This window comes from Synechococcus sp. BA-120 BA3, assembly GCF_034931285.1.
Taxonomy (GTDB): Bacteria; Cyanobacteriota; Cyanobacteriia; order PCC-6307; family Cyanobiaceae; genus Cyanobium.
Genome location: NZ_JAYGHZ010000276.1, coordinates 1 through 14,674, shown reverse-complemented (window position 1 = coordinate 14,674; position 14,674 = coordinate 1). Strand labels below are relative to the sequence as shown.

The 14,674-nt window shown below is 69.0% G+C and carries 19 protein-coding genes and 1 pseudogene; 14 read left to right on the top strand and 6 right to left on the bottom strand.

Annotation, left to right across the window (positions count from 1 at the left end; all coding sequences use genetic code 11):
* Nucleotides 1-229: pseudogene (locus tag VB737_RS10825) on the bottom strand (hypothetical protein); the annotation flags it as partial.
* Between the two features lie 93 nt (nucleotides 230-322).
* Between VB737_RS10825 and VB737_RS10820 the strand changes: the two are divergent.
* From VB737_RS10820 to VB737_RS10780, 9 genes are all read left to right on the top strand, one after another.
* Nucleotides 323-607: a type II toxin-antitoxin system TacA family antitoxin gene (locus tag VB737_RS10820; protein ID WP_500312886.1), complete on the top strand. Its 285-nt coding sequence runs from the start codon at nucleotides 323-325 to the stop codon at nucleotides 605-607.
* An 86-nt stretch (nucleotides 608-693) separates the two neighbouring features.
* Entirely contained in the window at nucleotides 694-1,122 is a 429-nt protein-coding gene (locus tag VB737_RS10815) for a GNAT family N-acetyltransferase (RefSeq protein WP_500312885.1), read from the top strand.
* Nucleotides 1,123-1,512: 390 nt separating this feature from the next.
* Nucleotides 1,513-2,019 carry a CopG family ribbon-helix-helix protein gene (locus VB737_RS10810; protein ID WP_500312884.1) on the top strand — a complete coding sequence of 169 codons (507 nt, stop codon included), beginning with the start codon at nucleotides 1,513-1,515 and terminating at the stop codon, nucleotides 2,017-2,019.
* Nucleotides 2,020-2,143: 124 nt separating this feature from the next.
* A complete protein-coding gene (locus VB737_RS10805) occupies nucleotides 2,144-2,389 on the top strand; it encodes a ribbon-helix-helix domain-containing protein (RefSeq protein WP_500312882.1) in 246 nt (81 codons plus the stop codon).
* Entirely contained in the window at nucleotides 2,386-2,838 is a 453-nt protein-coding gene (locus VB737_RS10800; protein WP_500312881.1) for a TA system VapC family ribonuclease toxin, read from the top strand. The genes VB737_RS10805 and VB737_RS10800 overlap by 4 nt, the downstream gene beginning before the upstream one ends.
* Nucleotides 2,838-3,509, top strand: a complete 672-nt coding sequence (gene pdxH, locus VB737_RS10795) for a pyridoxamine 5'-phosphate oxidase (RefSeq protein ID WP_500312879.1) — start codon at nucleotides 2,838-2,840, stop codon at nucleotides 3,507-3,509. Before VB737_RS10800 ends, pdxH begins: the two co-directional genes overlap by 1 nt.
* A gap of 96 nt (nucleotides 3,510-3,605) precedes the next feature.
* The gene (locus VB737_RS10790; protein WP_500312878.1) at nucleotides 3,606-4,070 is read left to right on the top strand and encodes a DUF4079 domain-containing protein; all 465 of its coding nucleotides are present in this window, start codon (nucleotides 3,606-3,608) and stop codon (nucleotides 4,068-4,070) included.
* 51 nt (nucleotides 4,071-4,121) lie between these two features.
* Nucleotides 4,122-5,243, top strand: coding sequence for a rhodanese-like domain-containing protein (locus VB737_RS10785; RefSeq protein WP_500312876.1), 1,122 nt, complete (start codon nucleotides 4,122-4,124; stop codon nucleotides 5,241-5,243).
* Between the two features lie 45 nt (nucleotides 5,244-5,288).
* A complete protein-coding gene (locus tag VB737_RS10780; RefSeq protein ID WP_500312874.1) occupies nucleotides 5,289-5,870 on the top strand; it encodes a rhodanese-like domain-containing protein in 582 nt (193 codons plus the stop codon).
* Here the strand turns inward: VB737_RS10780 and VB737_RS10775 are convergent.
* The 3 genes from VB737_RS10775 to VB737_RS10765 form a co-directional block, all read right to left on the bottom strand.
* Complete coding sequence (locus VB737_RS10775) at nucleotides 5,856-6,410, bottom strand: methyltransferase family protein (protein ID WP_500312873.1); 555 nt, start codon at nucleotides 6,408-6,410, stop codon at nucleotides 5,856-5,858. The two genes, VB737_RS10780 and VB737_RS10775, sit on opposite strands and share 15 nt — an antisense overlap.
* On the bottom strand, nucleotides 6,404-7,075 hold the full coding sequence (locus VB737_RS10770; RefSeq protein WP_500312871.1) for a methyltransferase domain-containing protein: 672 nt from the start codon (nucleotides 7,073-7,075) through the stop codon (nucleotides 6,404-6,406). The genes VB737_RS10775 and VB737_RS10770 overlap by 7 nt, the downstream gene beginning before the upstream one ends.
* Before the next feature lie 69 nt (nucleotides 7,076-7,144).
* Nucleotides 7,145-7,597, bottom strand: a complete 453-nt coding sequence (locus tag VB737_RS10765) for a hypothetical protein (RefSeq protein ID WP_500312870.1) — start codon at nucleotides 7,595-7,597, stop codon at nucleotides 7,145-7,147.
* Nucleotides 7,598-7,811: 214 nt separating this feature from the next.
* On the opposite strand from VB737_RS10765, the gene VB737_RS10760 reads away from it, so the two are divergent.
* Genes VB737_RS10760 through VB737_RS10750 form a run of 3 tightly spaced genes read left to right on the top strand, consistent with a single transcriptional unit; the run spans nucleotide 7,812 to nucleotide 10,750 of the window.
* Nucleotides 7,812-9,209: a cytochrome ubiquinol oxidase subunit I gene (locus VB737_RS10760; protein ID WP_500312868.1), complete on the top strand. Its 1,398-nt coding sequence runs from the start codon at nucleotides 7,812-7,814 to the stop codon at nucleotides 9,207-9,209.
* Between the two features lie 22 nt (nucleotides 9,210-9,231).
* Entirely contained in the window at nucleotides 9,232-10,245 is a 1,014-nt protein-coding gene (cydB, locus tag VB737_RS10755) for a cytochrome d ubiquinol oxidase subunit II (protein ID WP_500312866.1), read from the top strand.
* 7 nt (nucleotides 10,246-10,252) lie between these two features.
* Entirely contained in the window at nucleotides 10,253-10,750 is a 498-nt protein-coding gene (locus tag VB737_RS10750) for a rhodanese-like domain-containing protein (protein WP_500312865.1), read from the top strand.
* On the opposite strand, the gene VB737_RS10745 is transcribed toward VB737_RS10750, so the two are convergent.
* Both VB737_RS10745 and VB737_RS10740 read right to left on the bottom strand, forming a co-directional pair.
* Entirely contained in the window at nucleotides 10,741-11,247 is a 507-nt protein-coding gene (locus VB737_RS10745; protein ID WP_500312863.1) for a DUF3122 domain-containing protein, read from the bottom strand. The genes VB737_RS10750 and VB737_RS10745 overlap by 10 nt on opposite strands.
* Before the next feature lie 70 nt (nucleotides 11,248-11,317).
* Nucleotides 11,318-12,241, bottom strand: a complete 924-nt coding sequence (locus tag VB737_RS10740) for an ion channel (RefSeq protein WP_500312861.1) — start codon at nucleotides 12,239-12,241, stop codon at nucleotides 11,318-11,320.
* A 126-nt stretch (nucleotides 12,242-12,367) separates the two neighbouring features.
* Between VB737_RS10740 and VB737_RS10735 the strand changes: the two genes are divergently transcribed.
* Nucleotides 12,368-13,666, top strand: coding sequence for an NAD(P)/FAD-dependent oxidoreductase (locus VB737_RS10735; RefSeq protein WP_500312859.1), 1,299 nt, complete (start codon nucleotides 12,368-12,370; stop codon nucleotides 13,664-13,666).
* A gap of 9 nt (nucleotides 13,667-13,675) precedes the next feature.
* Nucleotides 13,676-14,674, top strand: a 999-nt coding sequence (locus VB737_RS10730) for an exonuclease SbcCD subunit D (RefSeq protein ID WP_500312857.1), incomplete at its 3' end; no start/stop codon positions are given.

Below are 14,674 nucleotides of genomic sequence, written 5' to 3'. Positions count from 1 at the left end.
CCCGGTAGCGGTACTCGGCATCGGCGGCCTGCTCGGGCGCCGCCAGGGGTTCGGCGCCGGGCTGGCTGGCCAAGAACGCGGCCACGAAGGCCTCCGGCTCCGGCCGCAGGCGCAGGGCCGTGGCGAAACGCCAGGCGGCGCCGGTGGGGTAGCCGTCGTGGTGGAGGTAGAGGTGGCGCTCCGGGACGCCGGGAAAACCGGTGAACGAGTAGACGGCACGGGTGGCCAAGGGGCTGGGGCGGCTGCACTCGGAAGTGCCACCGGCGTCTCACAACCATGGGCTGACTCTGGCCGTACGATGGACGTACAAAGAGGCCGGCCGATGGACACCGCCCCCACCCGCGCCCGCGATCGGCGCCTGGAAGTTCGGGCCACGGCGGAGGACCGCCAACTGATTGATCGGGCGGTGGCTGCTTCCGGCACCGATCTCACGGGATTCGTGATCACCCATCTGCGCCTGGCCGCCCAGCAGGTGCTTGCCGACCGCGAAGGGTTCCGCCTTGACCCCGAGGCGCTGGAGGCCTGGGAGCGCGTCAACCAACGGCCGGCACGGTCGCTGAAGGGCCTGCGCGAGCTCATGGATCGGCCCTCACCGTTCCAGGAGTGAGCGCCGGCTACCTGTCACCCAGGCTGCTGGCGTCCAGTGACCGCCGTGAGGGTTTCGAATGCCGATCAGAAGAGCAGACGATCTGGTTGAGACAGCACGCCCGCCAGGCCCATGCCCGTGGCGGCACCAGGAGGGTGTTCGTGGTCAACGAAGACGGCGGCAGTGATGTGGTGGCCTACTACGGCTGGTGCATGGCCAGCATCACTCCTGCCCAGGCTCCACCGCGCCTGAGAAAAGGTGCTGGCCGCTATCCCCAGCCCGTTGCCCTGCTGGCCCGGCTTGGCGTCGACCTTCAGCATGAGGGGCAAGGCCTCGGTGCCGCTCTACTTGCGGATGTGATCAGCCGAACGGCCCAGATCGGCTCCGAAGTGGGATGCCGAGGGTTGCTCGTCCATGCCGAGAGCGCATCAGCCAGGGCGTTCTATCTGCATCTCATTCCAGAGTTTGAGCCGTCCCCCACCGACCCCTTGCATCTGGTGCTGCTGATGAAGGACATCCTGCGGACATTGGGGTGAGTTCCCTATGCTCGGAAGAGATCTAAACGCGGATCCCGCGAATGAGAACTGTGAAAAGCCTGATTGAGGAACTGAGCAGGTTTCCTGAAGAGGCTCTCTGCCATGCCTATGAAGGAGAGATCATCGGGATCGTTGTTCGGCTCGGCGAACGCGATGGAGTGATCCACTGCAGTGAGCGTGAAGGTGCTGAAGAGGAATCAGAGCCGTTCAAAGACTTGTAAAGCGCGGCAGATCAGATGACCTGGAGGTCATCGCTGGAATCGCGGACGTTGATCCGCTGGTCTTTCAAGCCCTGGCTACGCTCCGCACATCACCGACCTCGAAGTAAGCGAGGAGTTGTTGCTTTTCAGGATCCAGTGATGCCGGAAGGCTCAGGCCATCCTGGGTGCCATGGCGCCAGGACTGCACTCCCCGTCCAGCTCTGCCATGCGGGAAGGCCTGTCCATCAGCCTCCCTGCGGACCTCACGGACGAGCTCGACCAGGCCACGGCCGCGGAGGGGATCTCGCGCAGCGATCTGGTCCGCGACGGCCTGCGGGCCTACCTCATGGCGCGCCGCTTCCGGGCCTTGGGGCCGCCATGGTTCCGTACGCCGAGGCCCAGGGGGTCTTCACCGATGACGACGTCTTCCGCCTGGTGTCGTGAAGCTGGCCGGCAGATTTCGTGTGCCGGGGACTGTCACCGAGGCCGCAAGCCAGCTGCTGACGGCGAAGGCAGAGCTCGTCGTGCCAGTGCCTCTGGTCGCAGCTGTCTGCCGCGATCCCGACGCCGACTGGATTCTGGCCACGGCCCGCGCTGGTGCCTGTATCTGGCTCGTCACCGGCGACAGGGATCTCCTCGCCACAGGGGAGCACGCAGGCTGCAGGATCCTTGCCCCAGCGGCGTTCTGGCGCTCTGAGGCGGATCAGTCGGAGGGCCGATGAGCGTGGGGTGGGGTGACGGAAACGCGTCTGCGGCTTTTCGTCCTACCCGAAGCCACCGAAGTGGGGCCACTAAGCTGATGCTTGATGCTTTGTCATCAGATGCGTACGACCCTGCAGCTCGATGACGACGTGCTGGCGGCGGCCCGGGTGCTGGCCCGGCAGAGGGGCACCAGCCTGGGGGCCGTGATCAGCGCACTGGCCCGCCAGGGGCTGGTGGCCCCGCCCCCTGACGACGCCGGCACCGGTCCCAGCCACCGCAACGGCTTGCCCCTGCTGCCCTGGAAGCCGGAGGGGGCGCCGGTGGACCTCGCGCTGGTCAACAGCCTGCGCGACGACCTGCCATGAGCGAGGCCCTGCTGGATGTGAACGTGCTGATCGCCCTGCTCGACCCGCGCCATGTGCACCACGAGCAGGCCCATGGCTGGTTCGCCAGCACCCCGTCGGCGGGCTGGGCCACCTGTCCGCTCACCCAGAACGCGGTGCTGCGGATCCTGGGGCAGCCGCGTTACCCCAACAGCCCGGGGCCACCGGCGGTGGTGGCGCCCCTGATGCAGGAGCTCATCCGCCATCCACGGCACCACTTCTGGCCGGACGTCATCAGCCTGCTCGCCGCACCAGGGGGCGAAGCTCCACTGGTCGACGCCACTCAGTTGCTGGAGGCGGGGCAAATCACCGACAGCTATCTCCTGGCACTGGCGGTGCACCATGGCGGCACATTGGTGAGCTTCGATCGCCGCCTGGGCTGCGGGGCCGTGGCGGGCGGCAGTTCCGCCCTGCGCCTGATCCCCACCTGATGCCCCCGGACCCCACCGACCCCGCCCAGCTGCGCCGCGACTACCGCCGCCAGGCCCTGCGGCGGGGGGATCTGGCGGCCGATCCGGTGGCGCAGTTCCGCCGCTGGTTCGATCAGGCGGTGGCCGCCGCCCTCGACGAGCCCAACGCCATGGTGCTGGGCACCAGCGATGGTGTGCGCCCCAGCGCCCGCACCGTGCTGCTCAAGGCCTTCGACGCGCGGGGCTTCGTGTTCTTCACCCACTACGAAAGCCGCAAGGCCACCGAGATCGCCGCCCATCCGGAGGTGAGCCTGTTGTTCCCCTGGTACGGGCTGGAGCGGCAGGTGGCCATCCTGGGCCGGGCCGAGCGGATCAGCGCCGCCGAATCGCTGGCCTACTTCCTCTCGCGGCCCGTCGGAAGCCGGCTGGGGGCCTGGGTGTCGCAGCAGAGCGCCGTGATCGGCTCCCGCTCGATCCTGGAGATGCAGTGGGACGCCATGAAGCGCCGCTTCGCCGACGGCGAGGTGCCGCTGCCGCCGGCCTGGGGCGGCCTGCGGGTGGTGCCGTTCGAGTTCGAGTTCTGGCAGGGCCGCAGCAACCGCCTGCACGATCGCTTCCGCTACCGGCCCGCCGAGGCGAACCAGGAAGCGGGGGGGGCTGGGGCCTGGACCATCGAGCGGCTGGCGCCTTGAGGCGCTGATCACGGCGGCCGGCAATCTCCAGGTTGGCTGCGGAATCACCCCAGGAACCCCTGCTGAGAGTGGGGTGGATGCCCTCGCCCCGGTGTGATGCCCTTCGCCCTCAACTTCGTCCACCCCGTCCTGATGTGGGGCCTGCTGGGCTTGATGCTCTATTCGGGCTACCTCGGCCTCAAATCCAGCCAGATCCGCAAGGTGGGGCCGGAGGAACGCAAGGCCATGCTGCCGCTGCGCTACGCCCAGCGCCATGGCCAGCTCGGGCTGGTGATCCTGGGCCTCACCCTGCTCGGCGCCGCCGGCGGGATGGGGGCCACGTTCCTGAAGAACGGCAAGCTGATCCTGGGTCCGCACCTGTTCGTCGGCCTGGCCGTTGCCCTGCTCGTGATCGCCACAGCCTCCCTGGGGCCCTCCCTGCAGAAGGGCAAGGACTGGGCCCGGGGCCTGCACATCGCGCTCAACGGCGGCGTGCTGCTGCTGTTCGGCTGGCAGGCGATCAGCGGCGTGGCCATCGTCCAGAAACTGCTGAGCTCGGCGGCGGTTCCAGCATCCACGTGATCGATCCACTGTTATGCGGCTATACTCATAACAGTTGATGTTTGAGCACCCATGGCTGTCGCGCCCGCGCCCTCCCTGTCCCTCGCCGCCGCCGCCGGGGGCGCCCCGCTGCTGTTCCGCCAGCTGTTCGACGCCGACACCGGCACCTTCACCTATCTGCTGGCGGATGTGGCCAGTCGCCAGGCCCTGCTGATCGACTCGGTCTTCGAGCAGCACGACCGCGACCTGGCCCTGATCCGGGAGCTGGGCCTCCAACTGGTGGCCTCGATCGACACCCATGCCCATGCCGACCACGTGACGGGCAGCTGGCTGATGCACGAGGCCACCGGCTGCGCCATCGGCCTGGCGGCCTGCGTCGGCGCCGAGAACGTCACCCGTCCCCTGAAGCACGGCGACCGCGTCCTCTTCGGCGGCCGCCATGTGGAGGTGCGCGCCACCCCCGGCCACACCGACGGCTGCCTCAGCTTCGTCCTCGACGACCACACGATGGCCTTCACCGGCGACGCCCTGCTGGTGCGGGGCTGCGGCCGATGCGACTTCCAGCAGGGCAACGCCCACACGCTCTGGGCCTCGATCACCGGCCAGATCCTCACCCTTCCCGACCACTGCCTGCTCTACCCCGGCCACGACTACACCGGCCGCAGCGTCACCTCCGTCACCGAGGAGAAGGCCTTCAACGCCCGCCTCGGCGGCAACGCCACCGAGCGGGACTTCGTGGGCCACATGGAGAACATGCGCCTGCCCCATCCCCACCGGATCGCCCAGGCCCTGCCCGGCAACATGCGCTCCGGCAAGCCCCGCGACGTCAGCGCCGCCCCCGCCTGGGCGCCCATGGCCCGCAGCTACGCCGGACTGCCCGAACTCGCCCCGGCCTGGGTGGCCGCCCATCGCGGCGATGTCACGGTGCTGGATGTGCGCTCCGCCGAGGAATTCGACGGGCCCGACGGGCGCGTGGCCGGCAGCCTGCTGATCCCCCTGCCGGAGCTGGAGAGCCGCTCCGGCGAGATCCCCACCGATCGCCCGCTGGTGGTGGTCTGCCATTCGGGCAGCCGCTCGGCCCTGGCCACCCAGCAGCTGCTCAAGGCGGGCCGCCAGCAGGTGGCGAACCTCCACGGCGGCCTGAACCGCTGGGCCGCCGAAGGCTTCCCCCTCGAGGGGGTCGTCCAGGCCTGAAGCACCCGCAGCCCACTGGATTTCCCTCCCCTTCCTCCTCCCTCCATGACCGCCACACCCATGACCGCCACACCCATGACCGCCAAGCCCATGACCACCCCCAGCCGCATCAGTGCCCACGACCTCGCCGACCAGCTGGCGGCCGGTGACGTCACCGTGATCGATGTGCGCGAGCCGATGGAGTTCGCCACCGGCCACATCGCCGGCAGCCTCAACGTTCCCCTCTCCCGCCTGGCCCAGGCCGACCTGCCCCGCGGCCCGCTGGTGCTGGTCTGCCAGAGCGGCAACCGCAGCGGCAAGGGCCTCGCCCAGCTGCTCCAGCAGGGCCATCCCCATCCCGTCGCCGACCTGCTCGGTGGTGTGCCCGCCTGGCAGCAGGCCGGCCTGCCGGTGCGCAAGCTCAAGGGGGCGCCGCTGCCGCTGATGCGCCAGGTGCAGATCGTCGCCGGCAGCCTGGTGCTGCTGGGGGTGATCCTGTCCCAGACCGTGGCGCCGGGCTGGATCTGGCTGAGCGGCTTCGTGGGGGCCGGGCTCACCTTCGCCGGCGTCTCGGGCTTCTGCGGCATGGCACGCCTGCTGGCCGCCATGCCCTGGAACCGGGTGTCGCTGGGATCAGGCCGGGTCTGAGCACACCCTCCAGTCGAGGCCGGGCATGAAGGGAACGATCGCCGGAGTGGACGCCATGGCCTCGGCGTAGCCGGGGTGCAGCAGACACAGGCGCCGCTCCTCCCGTCGTGCCTTGAGGCTGAGCAGCGTCGCCAGGGCCAGCAGCAGGCCCAGGTGCAGCAGGCTGCCGAGGGCGATCGCCACCCCCAGGGAACAGAGCAGCAGTGCCTGATACAAGGGGTGGCGGCAGCGGGCATAGGCCCCCTCGGTCACCAGGGGCGCTCCGGGAATCGGCTCCGGCAGCGGCGTGAGGCTGGCCCCGAGGTTGAGAGCCCCTTGGGCGCCGACCGCCAGCCCGATCAGGAAGGTGAGCCCGCCGAGCAGGCGCAGGGCCAGGGGCCAGTGGATCCCGAGCGCCGAGGGGGAAGGGGTCGGTGGCAGCCAGTGGGCAGCGATCAGGAGCATCTGCCCCAGCACCCACCATTCGCCGTGGCGGTTGTCCCGCAGACCCTCCCAGGAGAAGCCCCAGGTCCGCAGCCGATCCCCAAGGGTGCTCAGCATGGTGGCCCCCCTGCGGAGGGGCCGGGCGCTGCCAGCCGGCGCCAGAGGCCCAGCCATTCGTCGCGGCGCTGGTCCACCGAACCGGTGGCCGGCTCCCAGATCTCCGGCACCAGGCCGGCCCGGCCCAGCTGGGCGGCCACCACGGCAGGGTCACTGCCCCAGGGGGGACCGCCTGGCTTGCCGTGGCACCAGAACAGCGCCAGCAGCCAGCCCCCGGGTGCCAGCAGGTGGCTGGCGGTGGCGATGTAGTCGTCGCGCCGCTCCGGATCGATGGCGCAGAAGCAGGTGTGCTCCACGATCCCCGTGAGGCTTGCCGGCGCCAGACCCGCCGCCGCCAGGGCCTGCCGGTCGAACAGGTCGGCCTGCAGCCAGCGCAGGCCGGAATGGTCCTGGCCGTGCAGCGCACGGGCGGCGCCCAGGGCCTCGTCACTGAAATCCAGACCGATGACGTCGAAGCCGAGCGCCTCGAGCAGGGCCGCCTCATGGCCGCGACCGCAGCCCGGCACCAGCACCTGTCCCGGCGGGCGGGGTGCCAGCGGGTGCGAGCGCAGAAACCGTTCGAGGGGCGGAGCCGGCCGGCCCAGCTCCCAGCCGTCGCCGCCCTGCCGATAGCGCTGGTCCCAGTGGCTCGCCTCAGCGGTGGAGGCCGGGGTGGAAGGGTTCATGGCTCCAGCATGGCCCATTCCATCACGGCATGGGCCTGATCACATGAAGCCATTGGCGCCCAGCGCCGATCAGCGGCGCGTCCAGGTGCTCAGATCGACCACGGCGTCGAGATCGGTGCTGTGCCGGTACACCACCTGAAGGCGCCGGCCATCGAGGATGCGCCCCTCGGCGAAGCCGTCCTCATCCACCAGATAGAAACTCCTGTTGTCGTAGCCGATCGTGGCCACGAACTTCTCGCTGGCGTACTTCGAGCGAAAGACGCCATGCATCAGCCGGCCCTGCTGCCGGGTGATCTCCACCGTGGCCTCCAGATCGCTGAAGTCGCCGTGGTGATGGGTCTTGCAGCGGGAGGCCTCCACCTTGCACAGCACGGCCCCTTGGCCGGTCACGGTCCATCGCCCGACCAGATTCGGCACAGGGGGGGCGGGCAGGGCCCGCACCGGTGACAGCGGGACCAGGCCGCCGAGGGCCACGCCACACAGCAGGGCGAGGAACCGGCGCAGTTCCGAGGACGTTGGCATGAGCGACCCCTCCCAACCATCGGCATCTTCACCCTATGCAGCTTCGACAGGCGGGAAGACCGGGGCCGGCGCCACGGCAACGGAAGGAAACACGTCATGTGTTCATCCGCTCACAACGTCATCGTGATCAGAGCATCCTCATGCAGCCTGGCCGGGGACCCTTCGAGCAGCCCCCTGCTCAGCCCAGGCAGCTCCTCACCTCCGCGCCTCCCCGATGGACTGGCTCGCCGACACCGTCGTTCTCTCGCGGATGCAGTTCGCGTTGACGGCCATCTTCCACATGCTCTGGCCGGTGCTCTCCACCGGACTGGCGATCTTTCTGGTGATCCTCGAAGCCCTCTGGCTGCGCACCCAGAACCCCCTCTACTACCGGCAGGCCCGCTTCTGGGCCAGGCTCTACCTGCTCAACTTCGGCATCGGCGTGGCCTCCGGGCTGCCGATGGAGTTCCAGTTCGGCACCAACTGGGCGCCGCTCTCGGAGTTCGTGGGCGACTTCTTCGGGGCCGTGCTCGGCTTTGAGGGCGCCATGGCCTTCATGCTCGAGGCCGGCTTCCTCGGCATCATGCTGTTCGGCTGGAACCGGGTGCCGCCGGTGATCCACTTCCTCTCCACCGTGATGGTGGCCTTCGGCGCCAACCTCTCGGTGTTCTGGATCCTCAGCGCCAATTCCTGGCTGCAGACCCCCGCCGGCGGCAGCTTCAGCCAGGGCCATTTCCATGTGGAGAACTACTTCACCGCCATCAACAACCCGTTCATGCTGCGCAGCGTTCTGCACATGAGCCTGGCCACGGTGGAGACCTCGATGCTGGTGGTGGCGGCGATCAGCGCCTGGTCGCTGCTGGCGGGCAAGGCCGAGGCCTTCTTCTCCTTCTCCTTCCGCCTGGCCCTGGTGGTCCTGCTGGTGGTGGCTCCTTTGCAGATCCTGGCGGGCCACGAAAGCGCCCTGCAGGTGGCCGAGCACCAGCCCACCAAGCTGGCCGCCATGGAGGCGCTCTGGGACAACCGCTCCGCCGGCGAATCCCCCCCCTGGACCGTGATCGCGGCACCCGATGAGGCCGGTGGCCGCAACCGCTGGGCGGTGGGCCTGCCGGGCGGGCTCAGCTGGATCCTCGAAGGCCGGCCCCGGCTCAGCCAGGACGTGCGCGGTCTGAACAGCTGGCCCGCTGACCAGCGCCCCCGGATGGTGGGGCTGATCTTCTACGCCTTCCGCCTGATGGCGGGCATCGGCATCGCCGTCACCGCCCTGATGGGCCTGACCGTGCTGCTGTGGTGGCGCACCGGCCTGACGCCGGAGACCTTCCGCCGTCAGGCCTGGCTGAGCTGGTGCTGGATCCTGGCCGCCCCGGCCGGCTACCTGGCCATCGAGTCGGGCTGGATCGTGCGCTGCGTCGGCCGGCAGCCCTGGACGGTCTACGGCCAGCTGCGCACCTCCGAGGCCGCCTCCCAGCTGCCGGCCCAGGAGGTGCTGATCAGCCTGGGCAGCTTCACCGTGCTCTACGCCACCCTGCTGCTGTTCGCCCTGATCTTCGGCGCCCGCATCATCCGCCAGGGTCCCGAGCTGTCGCTGGAACCACCAACCGGCGCCGTTCGCGCCGCCTCCTCCCCCACCTGATCCCCCCCCTGCCGACCGACTGATGGACTTCCTCGATGTCTTCATGCCGGTGGTCTGGTTCGTGATCCTGGCCCTGTTCCTGCTCCTCTATGTGATCCTCGACGGCTTCGATCTGGGGGTGGGGATCCTGTCGCTCACCTCCCCCAGCGAGCAGCAGCGCACCCTGCTGATGGCCTCGCTCGGCTCCATCTGGGATGCCAACGAAACCTGGCTGGTGCTGATGGGCGGGGCGCTGTTCGGCGCCTTTCCGCTCGCCTACGGCACGATCCTCAAGGCCCTCTACGGGCCGATCTACCTGATGATCCTGGGGCTGATCCTGCGGGCGGTGGCCTTCGAGTTCCGCGAGAACGCCGTGAACAAGCGTCCCTGGAACCTCACCTTCGGCATCGGCAGCCTGCTGGCCGCCGCGTCCCAGGGGATCTGCCTGGGCACGGTGCTCTCCGGCCTGCCCACCGACGCCGATGGCCATTTCATCGGCTCCCCCTGGATCTGGGTCAACGGCAGCAGCCTGGTGGTGGCCCTCACCCTGATCCAGGGGTATGTGCTGATCGGCTCCACCTACCTGATCCTCAAGACGAGCGGCGAACTGCAGCAGCTGCACGTGCGCACCGCCCGGCTGGCGGCGGCCACCACCCTGGGCGGCGCCCTGCTGATCACCGTCACCTCCCCCTTCGTGTCGGAAACCCTGCGAGCGCGGCTGTTCGATCCATCCTTCCTGCCCTTCTTCGTGCTCCTGCCCCTGCTCGGCATCGCCCTGATCGTGCAGCTGTTCCGCAGCCTCGCCCTGGGTCAGGAGGTGTGGCCGTTCGTGTACACCGTGCTGCTGTTCGTTCTCAGTTTTGCAGGTCTGGGTGTGATGGTGTTTCCGGCGATCATTCCGCCGTCGATCACCATCTTCGAAGCCTCTTCCTCCGTTACGTCGATGGTGTTCATGCTCACCTTCATCGGCGTACTGATTCCGATCATGCTCTTCTACAATATCTACAATTACATTGCGTTCCGTGGCAAAGTCGACGTCGAACTCGACAAGGCCTGAGCAACGCATGCGAAACCCACTGCCCCAGGCGCTCAGCGGCCTTGTCCTCACCCTGCTGCTTCTGCTGCTGGGGGGTGGCTCCGGCTCAGCGGCGGCGGCACCGCAGGGGACCTCTCCCATGCAGGGCGCCGTGGACCAGTACCTGCATTCCCTCCCGGCAGACTTCCACGCGCTCAGGACGGTTCCAGCCCTGAAAAGCCAGCTGGCGGGCGGTAACACCCTGCTGATCGATGTGCGCCAGCCTTCGGAGTACCGGGCCGGCCACATCCTTGGGGCCCTCAACATCCCCTTGAGGGAACTCGATGAACACCTCAGCGAGATCCCCACGGACAAAGAGATCGTCCTCTACTGCTCCACAGGGTTTCGCTCGGCCATGGGCGTGATGGCCCTGCACCTGCGCGGCTACACCCACGTGCGCGGCTTTCCACCGAGCTTCGCCGGCTGGCAGGCCGCCGGCGAAGCCGTTTCCAGCCCTGGCGGCTCCTCCGGGACCGCTCAGGCCTGATCGCCCCCCGGGGCCGCCGACGCCAGTGAATGGAGCACCATCGCCTGATCCGGCGTCAGGTCGAAGCCCAGGTCCCCTTCGGACGACGCCACGGTCAGATGCAGGGGCAGCGCCTCACTGGGCCGGGGCATCAGGGCATCCAGGTCGAACTGGGCCGAACCGGCGGGGATGGCCCCACGGCCCTTCTCCACCAGTTCCTCGCTGCGGTTGGGCAGGCTCCATTCCTGGCCCAGGGAATCGCTCAGCACCAGCTCCTCCCGGTGATCCAGCCTCGTGCCGGTCTCCAGGGCATTGAGGCGGAGCCGCAGGCCGGAGGGGTACTCGGGAAACGGCTGCTCGAAGACCCTGGCATTGAGCCGATGACCCGTCCCATCGGCGAGCGACCAGCTTTCGGCCGCCAGGGCAGCAGAGGCTCCAAACAGCAGAACCAGCAGCAAGGGGAGCACGGCGCCAAGGGCTCGGCGCAGCAGCCCGGCGCGGCGGACGGGTGGCTTCATGGCAAAGGGCCTGGGGTAACAGTAAAACGTTAACGCAGTTAGCGCATAAAGCGTGGCTCCCTGGCCGGGCTCAGGTGGCCGCGGCGCCGGGGCACACGTGGGTGCGGTTGAAGTTGGCGAAGTCGATGCTCTGACCCTGCCCCTCCTCCTGCATCATGTCGACGAAGCCCTGGCCGAACAGCACCCGGGACGCGGGCAGGTGGTGATGGGCGTAGATCGGCCGCTCCAGGGTTTCGTCGATGCCGCGGAAGGACACCAGGATCTCGGCCTCGCCAATGGCCAGATCCCGGGGGGTTCGCCCCCGCAGGGGGCTGCGGTCATCGATGGGATGCATCAGCGTCCAGGTGAGCAGAAACAGGGGGGAGCGATCCCGGCGGAGAGCCAGGGGGTGGAGACGCCGCATCCGATGGCCCTCCGTCGTGCGCTCATCGATCGCGAGATAGGCCTGAACCGTGGCCTCCAGGATGGTCTTGCGGCGTTCGTTGGCCAGGCGAAACATCAAGGTGGGCAGGCCGTCGTAGTCGTGCACGGTGGCCACGTCCGAGAACAGGATCCGTGCCGTCGAGCGGGAGAAGCGACTGAAGGCCATCCCCGTCATCAGGGCGATCACGATCAACCCCAGCAACGATTCGATCGTGACCACCAGATGGGTGAACAGGCTGGCCGGATGGAAGGCCCCGTAGCCGATCGACCCCAGCGTCTGGACGCTGAAGAAGAAGGCCTCGGCGAAGCTGGTCGTCTCGCCGACCACCCCGGCGATGCCCTGGGGATCGAGCCAGTACAGGAGGGCGAACAGAAGGTTGAGCAGCAGGTAGCCGGCACCGATCAGCCCGAAGAAGCCGGGCCAGGGCACCGCCAGCATCAGGTGATTGGGGTGGCGCCAGTGCCGCAGCCAGTCGGAGGGGTTCACCGCGGTGAAGATGCCCGCATGCTTCTGGAGCCGCAGCGGAGCAGCCGGCAGGGGGGAGGGTTCACGCCGGTGAACTGGAGCCATCGGCCTGACCCCGAGACTGAACCCTGATTCTATCTGTTTATGCGTTGGAACGCATGTACTTATGTGTGCAGGGCTGCGGACCGCCGCCGGGCCTCTCCAGAGTGGAATCCATGGCGTGAGGGGGAAATGGCGGCTGCTGCATCGAACGACCCCCGTCACCACGGCGTTCTGATCGTCGGTGGCGGTTCCGCCGGCATCACCGTTGCCGCCCAGCTGCTGCGCGCCCGTCCCGGCCTGGACGTGGCGATCCTGGAGCCCGCCTCCGTCCACGCCTACCAGTCCGGCTGGATCCTGGCCGGTGCCGGCCTGCTCCCCTACGCCCAGACCCATCGACCGGAGGCCGCCGTGATTCCGACGGGCGCCGTCTGGATCCAGGACCGGGCCGCCGTCTTCGAGCCCGAGGCCCGCCGGGTGATCACCGCGGCCGGGGATACCCTCAGCTACGAGGTGCTGGTGGTGGCCACGGGCCTGCAGCTCGACTGGGGCCGAATCAAGGGCCTACCGGAGGCCCTTGGCCACCACGGAGTCGTCAGCAATTACTCCCACCCCCACATCGCCGCCACCTGGAAGGCGATCCGCGGGTTCCCTGGTGGAACGGCCCTGTTCACCCATCCGGCCACGCCGATCAAATGCGGTGGCGCCCCCCAGAAGGTGATGTACCTGGCCGACGACATCTTCCAGGCCAGCAGCGGCGTGGGGGTGAACACCCGGGTGATCTTCTGCAGCGCCCAGCCGACGCTTTACCCGGTGGAGGCCTACAACGCCACCGTGGAGCAGGTGGTGCAACGCCGGAGCATCGAGACCCGCCTGCTGCACAACCTGGTGGAGGTGCGCGCCGAGGAGCGGGTGGCCGTCTTCGAGGTGCTGGCCGAGGACCGGGAGCCCAGGCGGGAGGAGATTCCCTACGACCTCCTCCATGTGGTGCCGCCGATGGCGGCACCGGACGTGATCGCCGCCAGCCCCCTGGCGATCGCCGGTCCGGGGGGATGGGTGGAGGTCGACAGACTCACCTGCCAGCACAAGCGCTTCAGCGATGTCTTCGCCCTCGGCGACGTGAGTTCCCTGCCCACGGCCAAGAGCCTGGCGGCCGTGCGTGGCCAGGCGCCGGTGCTGGTGGCCAACCTGCTGGCCCACCTCGATGGTCGCCCGCTGCCCGCCCAGTACGACGGCTACACCGCCTGCCCCCTGATCACCAGCTTCCACGACGTGGTGATGGCGGAGTTCGACTACAGCCTGCAGCCGGTGAGTTCGTTCCTGGTGGATCCCACCAAGGAGCGCTGGAGCATGTTCCTGGTGGAAACGCGGGTGTTCCCCTGGGTGTACTGGCACCGGGTGCTCAAGGGGCGCCTGCACGAAAGCCGCTTCCTAAGGCCGTTCGGGCCCCTGGTGCGCGCCCTGGGGCTGGCACGTCGCGGGTCTCCCTAGCCTGGGCGGATGCGCCTGCTGCACACCTCCGACTGGCACCTGGGCCGCTGTTTTCACGGCGCCTCGCTGCTGGAGGAGCAGGAGGCCGCGATCGAGCGGATCGCCGAACTGGCGCGGGAGCATGCCGTCGATGCGGTGCTGATCGCCGGCGACCTCTACGACCGGGCCATCCCGCCGGCCGAAGCGGTGGACCTGTTCAACCGGGCCCTGGCCCAGCTGAGCCGCGACGGCACCGCCGTGGTGGCCATCGCCGGCAACCACGATTCCCATGTGCGGGTGTCGGTGTACGACCCGCTGCTCTCGGCCTTCGGGGTGACGGTGCGGGGTGATGTGGGCAGGGCCAGCGAGCCGGTGCTGGTGACGCCCCGGGACGGGGGCACGCCGGTGGCCATCTATCCCCTGCCCTACCTGGAGCCGGCGGTGGTCGGGCCGGCCCTGGCCGGGGCACCGGTGCGCCTGCGCCACGAGGAGGTGACCCGCCTGGCCCTCGAGCGGATCCACGCCGACCGCCGCCAACGGCCAGCGCACCGTTCAGTGCTGGTGGCCCACACCTTCGTGGCCGGCGGCGAGACGTCGGAGTCGGAGCGGGAACTCACCATCGGCAACGTCGACCGGGTGAGCGTGGCGGCGTTCGAGGGCTTCGATTACGTGGCCCTGGGCCACCTGCACGCCTCCCAGCAGCTGGACGGCCCCCGGGTGGCCTACTCGGGCACCCCCCTGGCCTATTCCTTCTCCGAGGAGCGGCACGTCAAGTCGGTGCGGATCGTGGAGCTGGCTTCCGACGGCACGCCCAGCGTGGCGGTGGTGCCCCTGGGGGTGGGCCGGCGCCTGTGCACCGTGCGGGGGCCCATCGACGAGCTCTGCGGCGACCCCTGCCACGCCGCCGCCAGCGAGGCGCGGGTGCGGGCGATCCTCACCGACGACACCCTGCCCCTGCAGGCCATGGCCCGGCTGCGGGTCCGCTTTCCCCACATCGCCGAGCTGCGCCACGAGCCCCCTGAGGTGGCC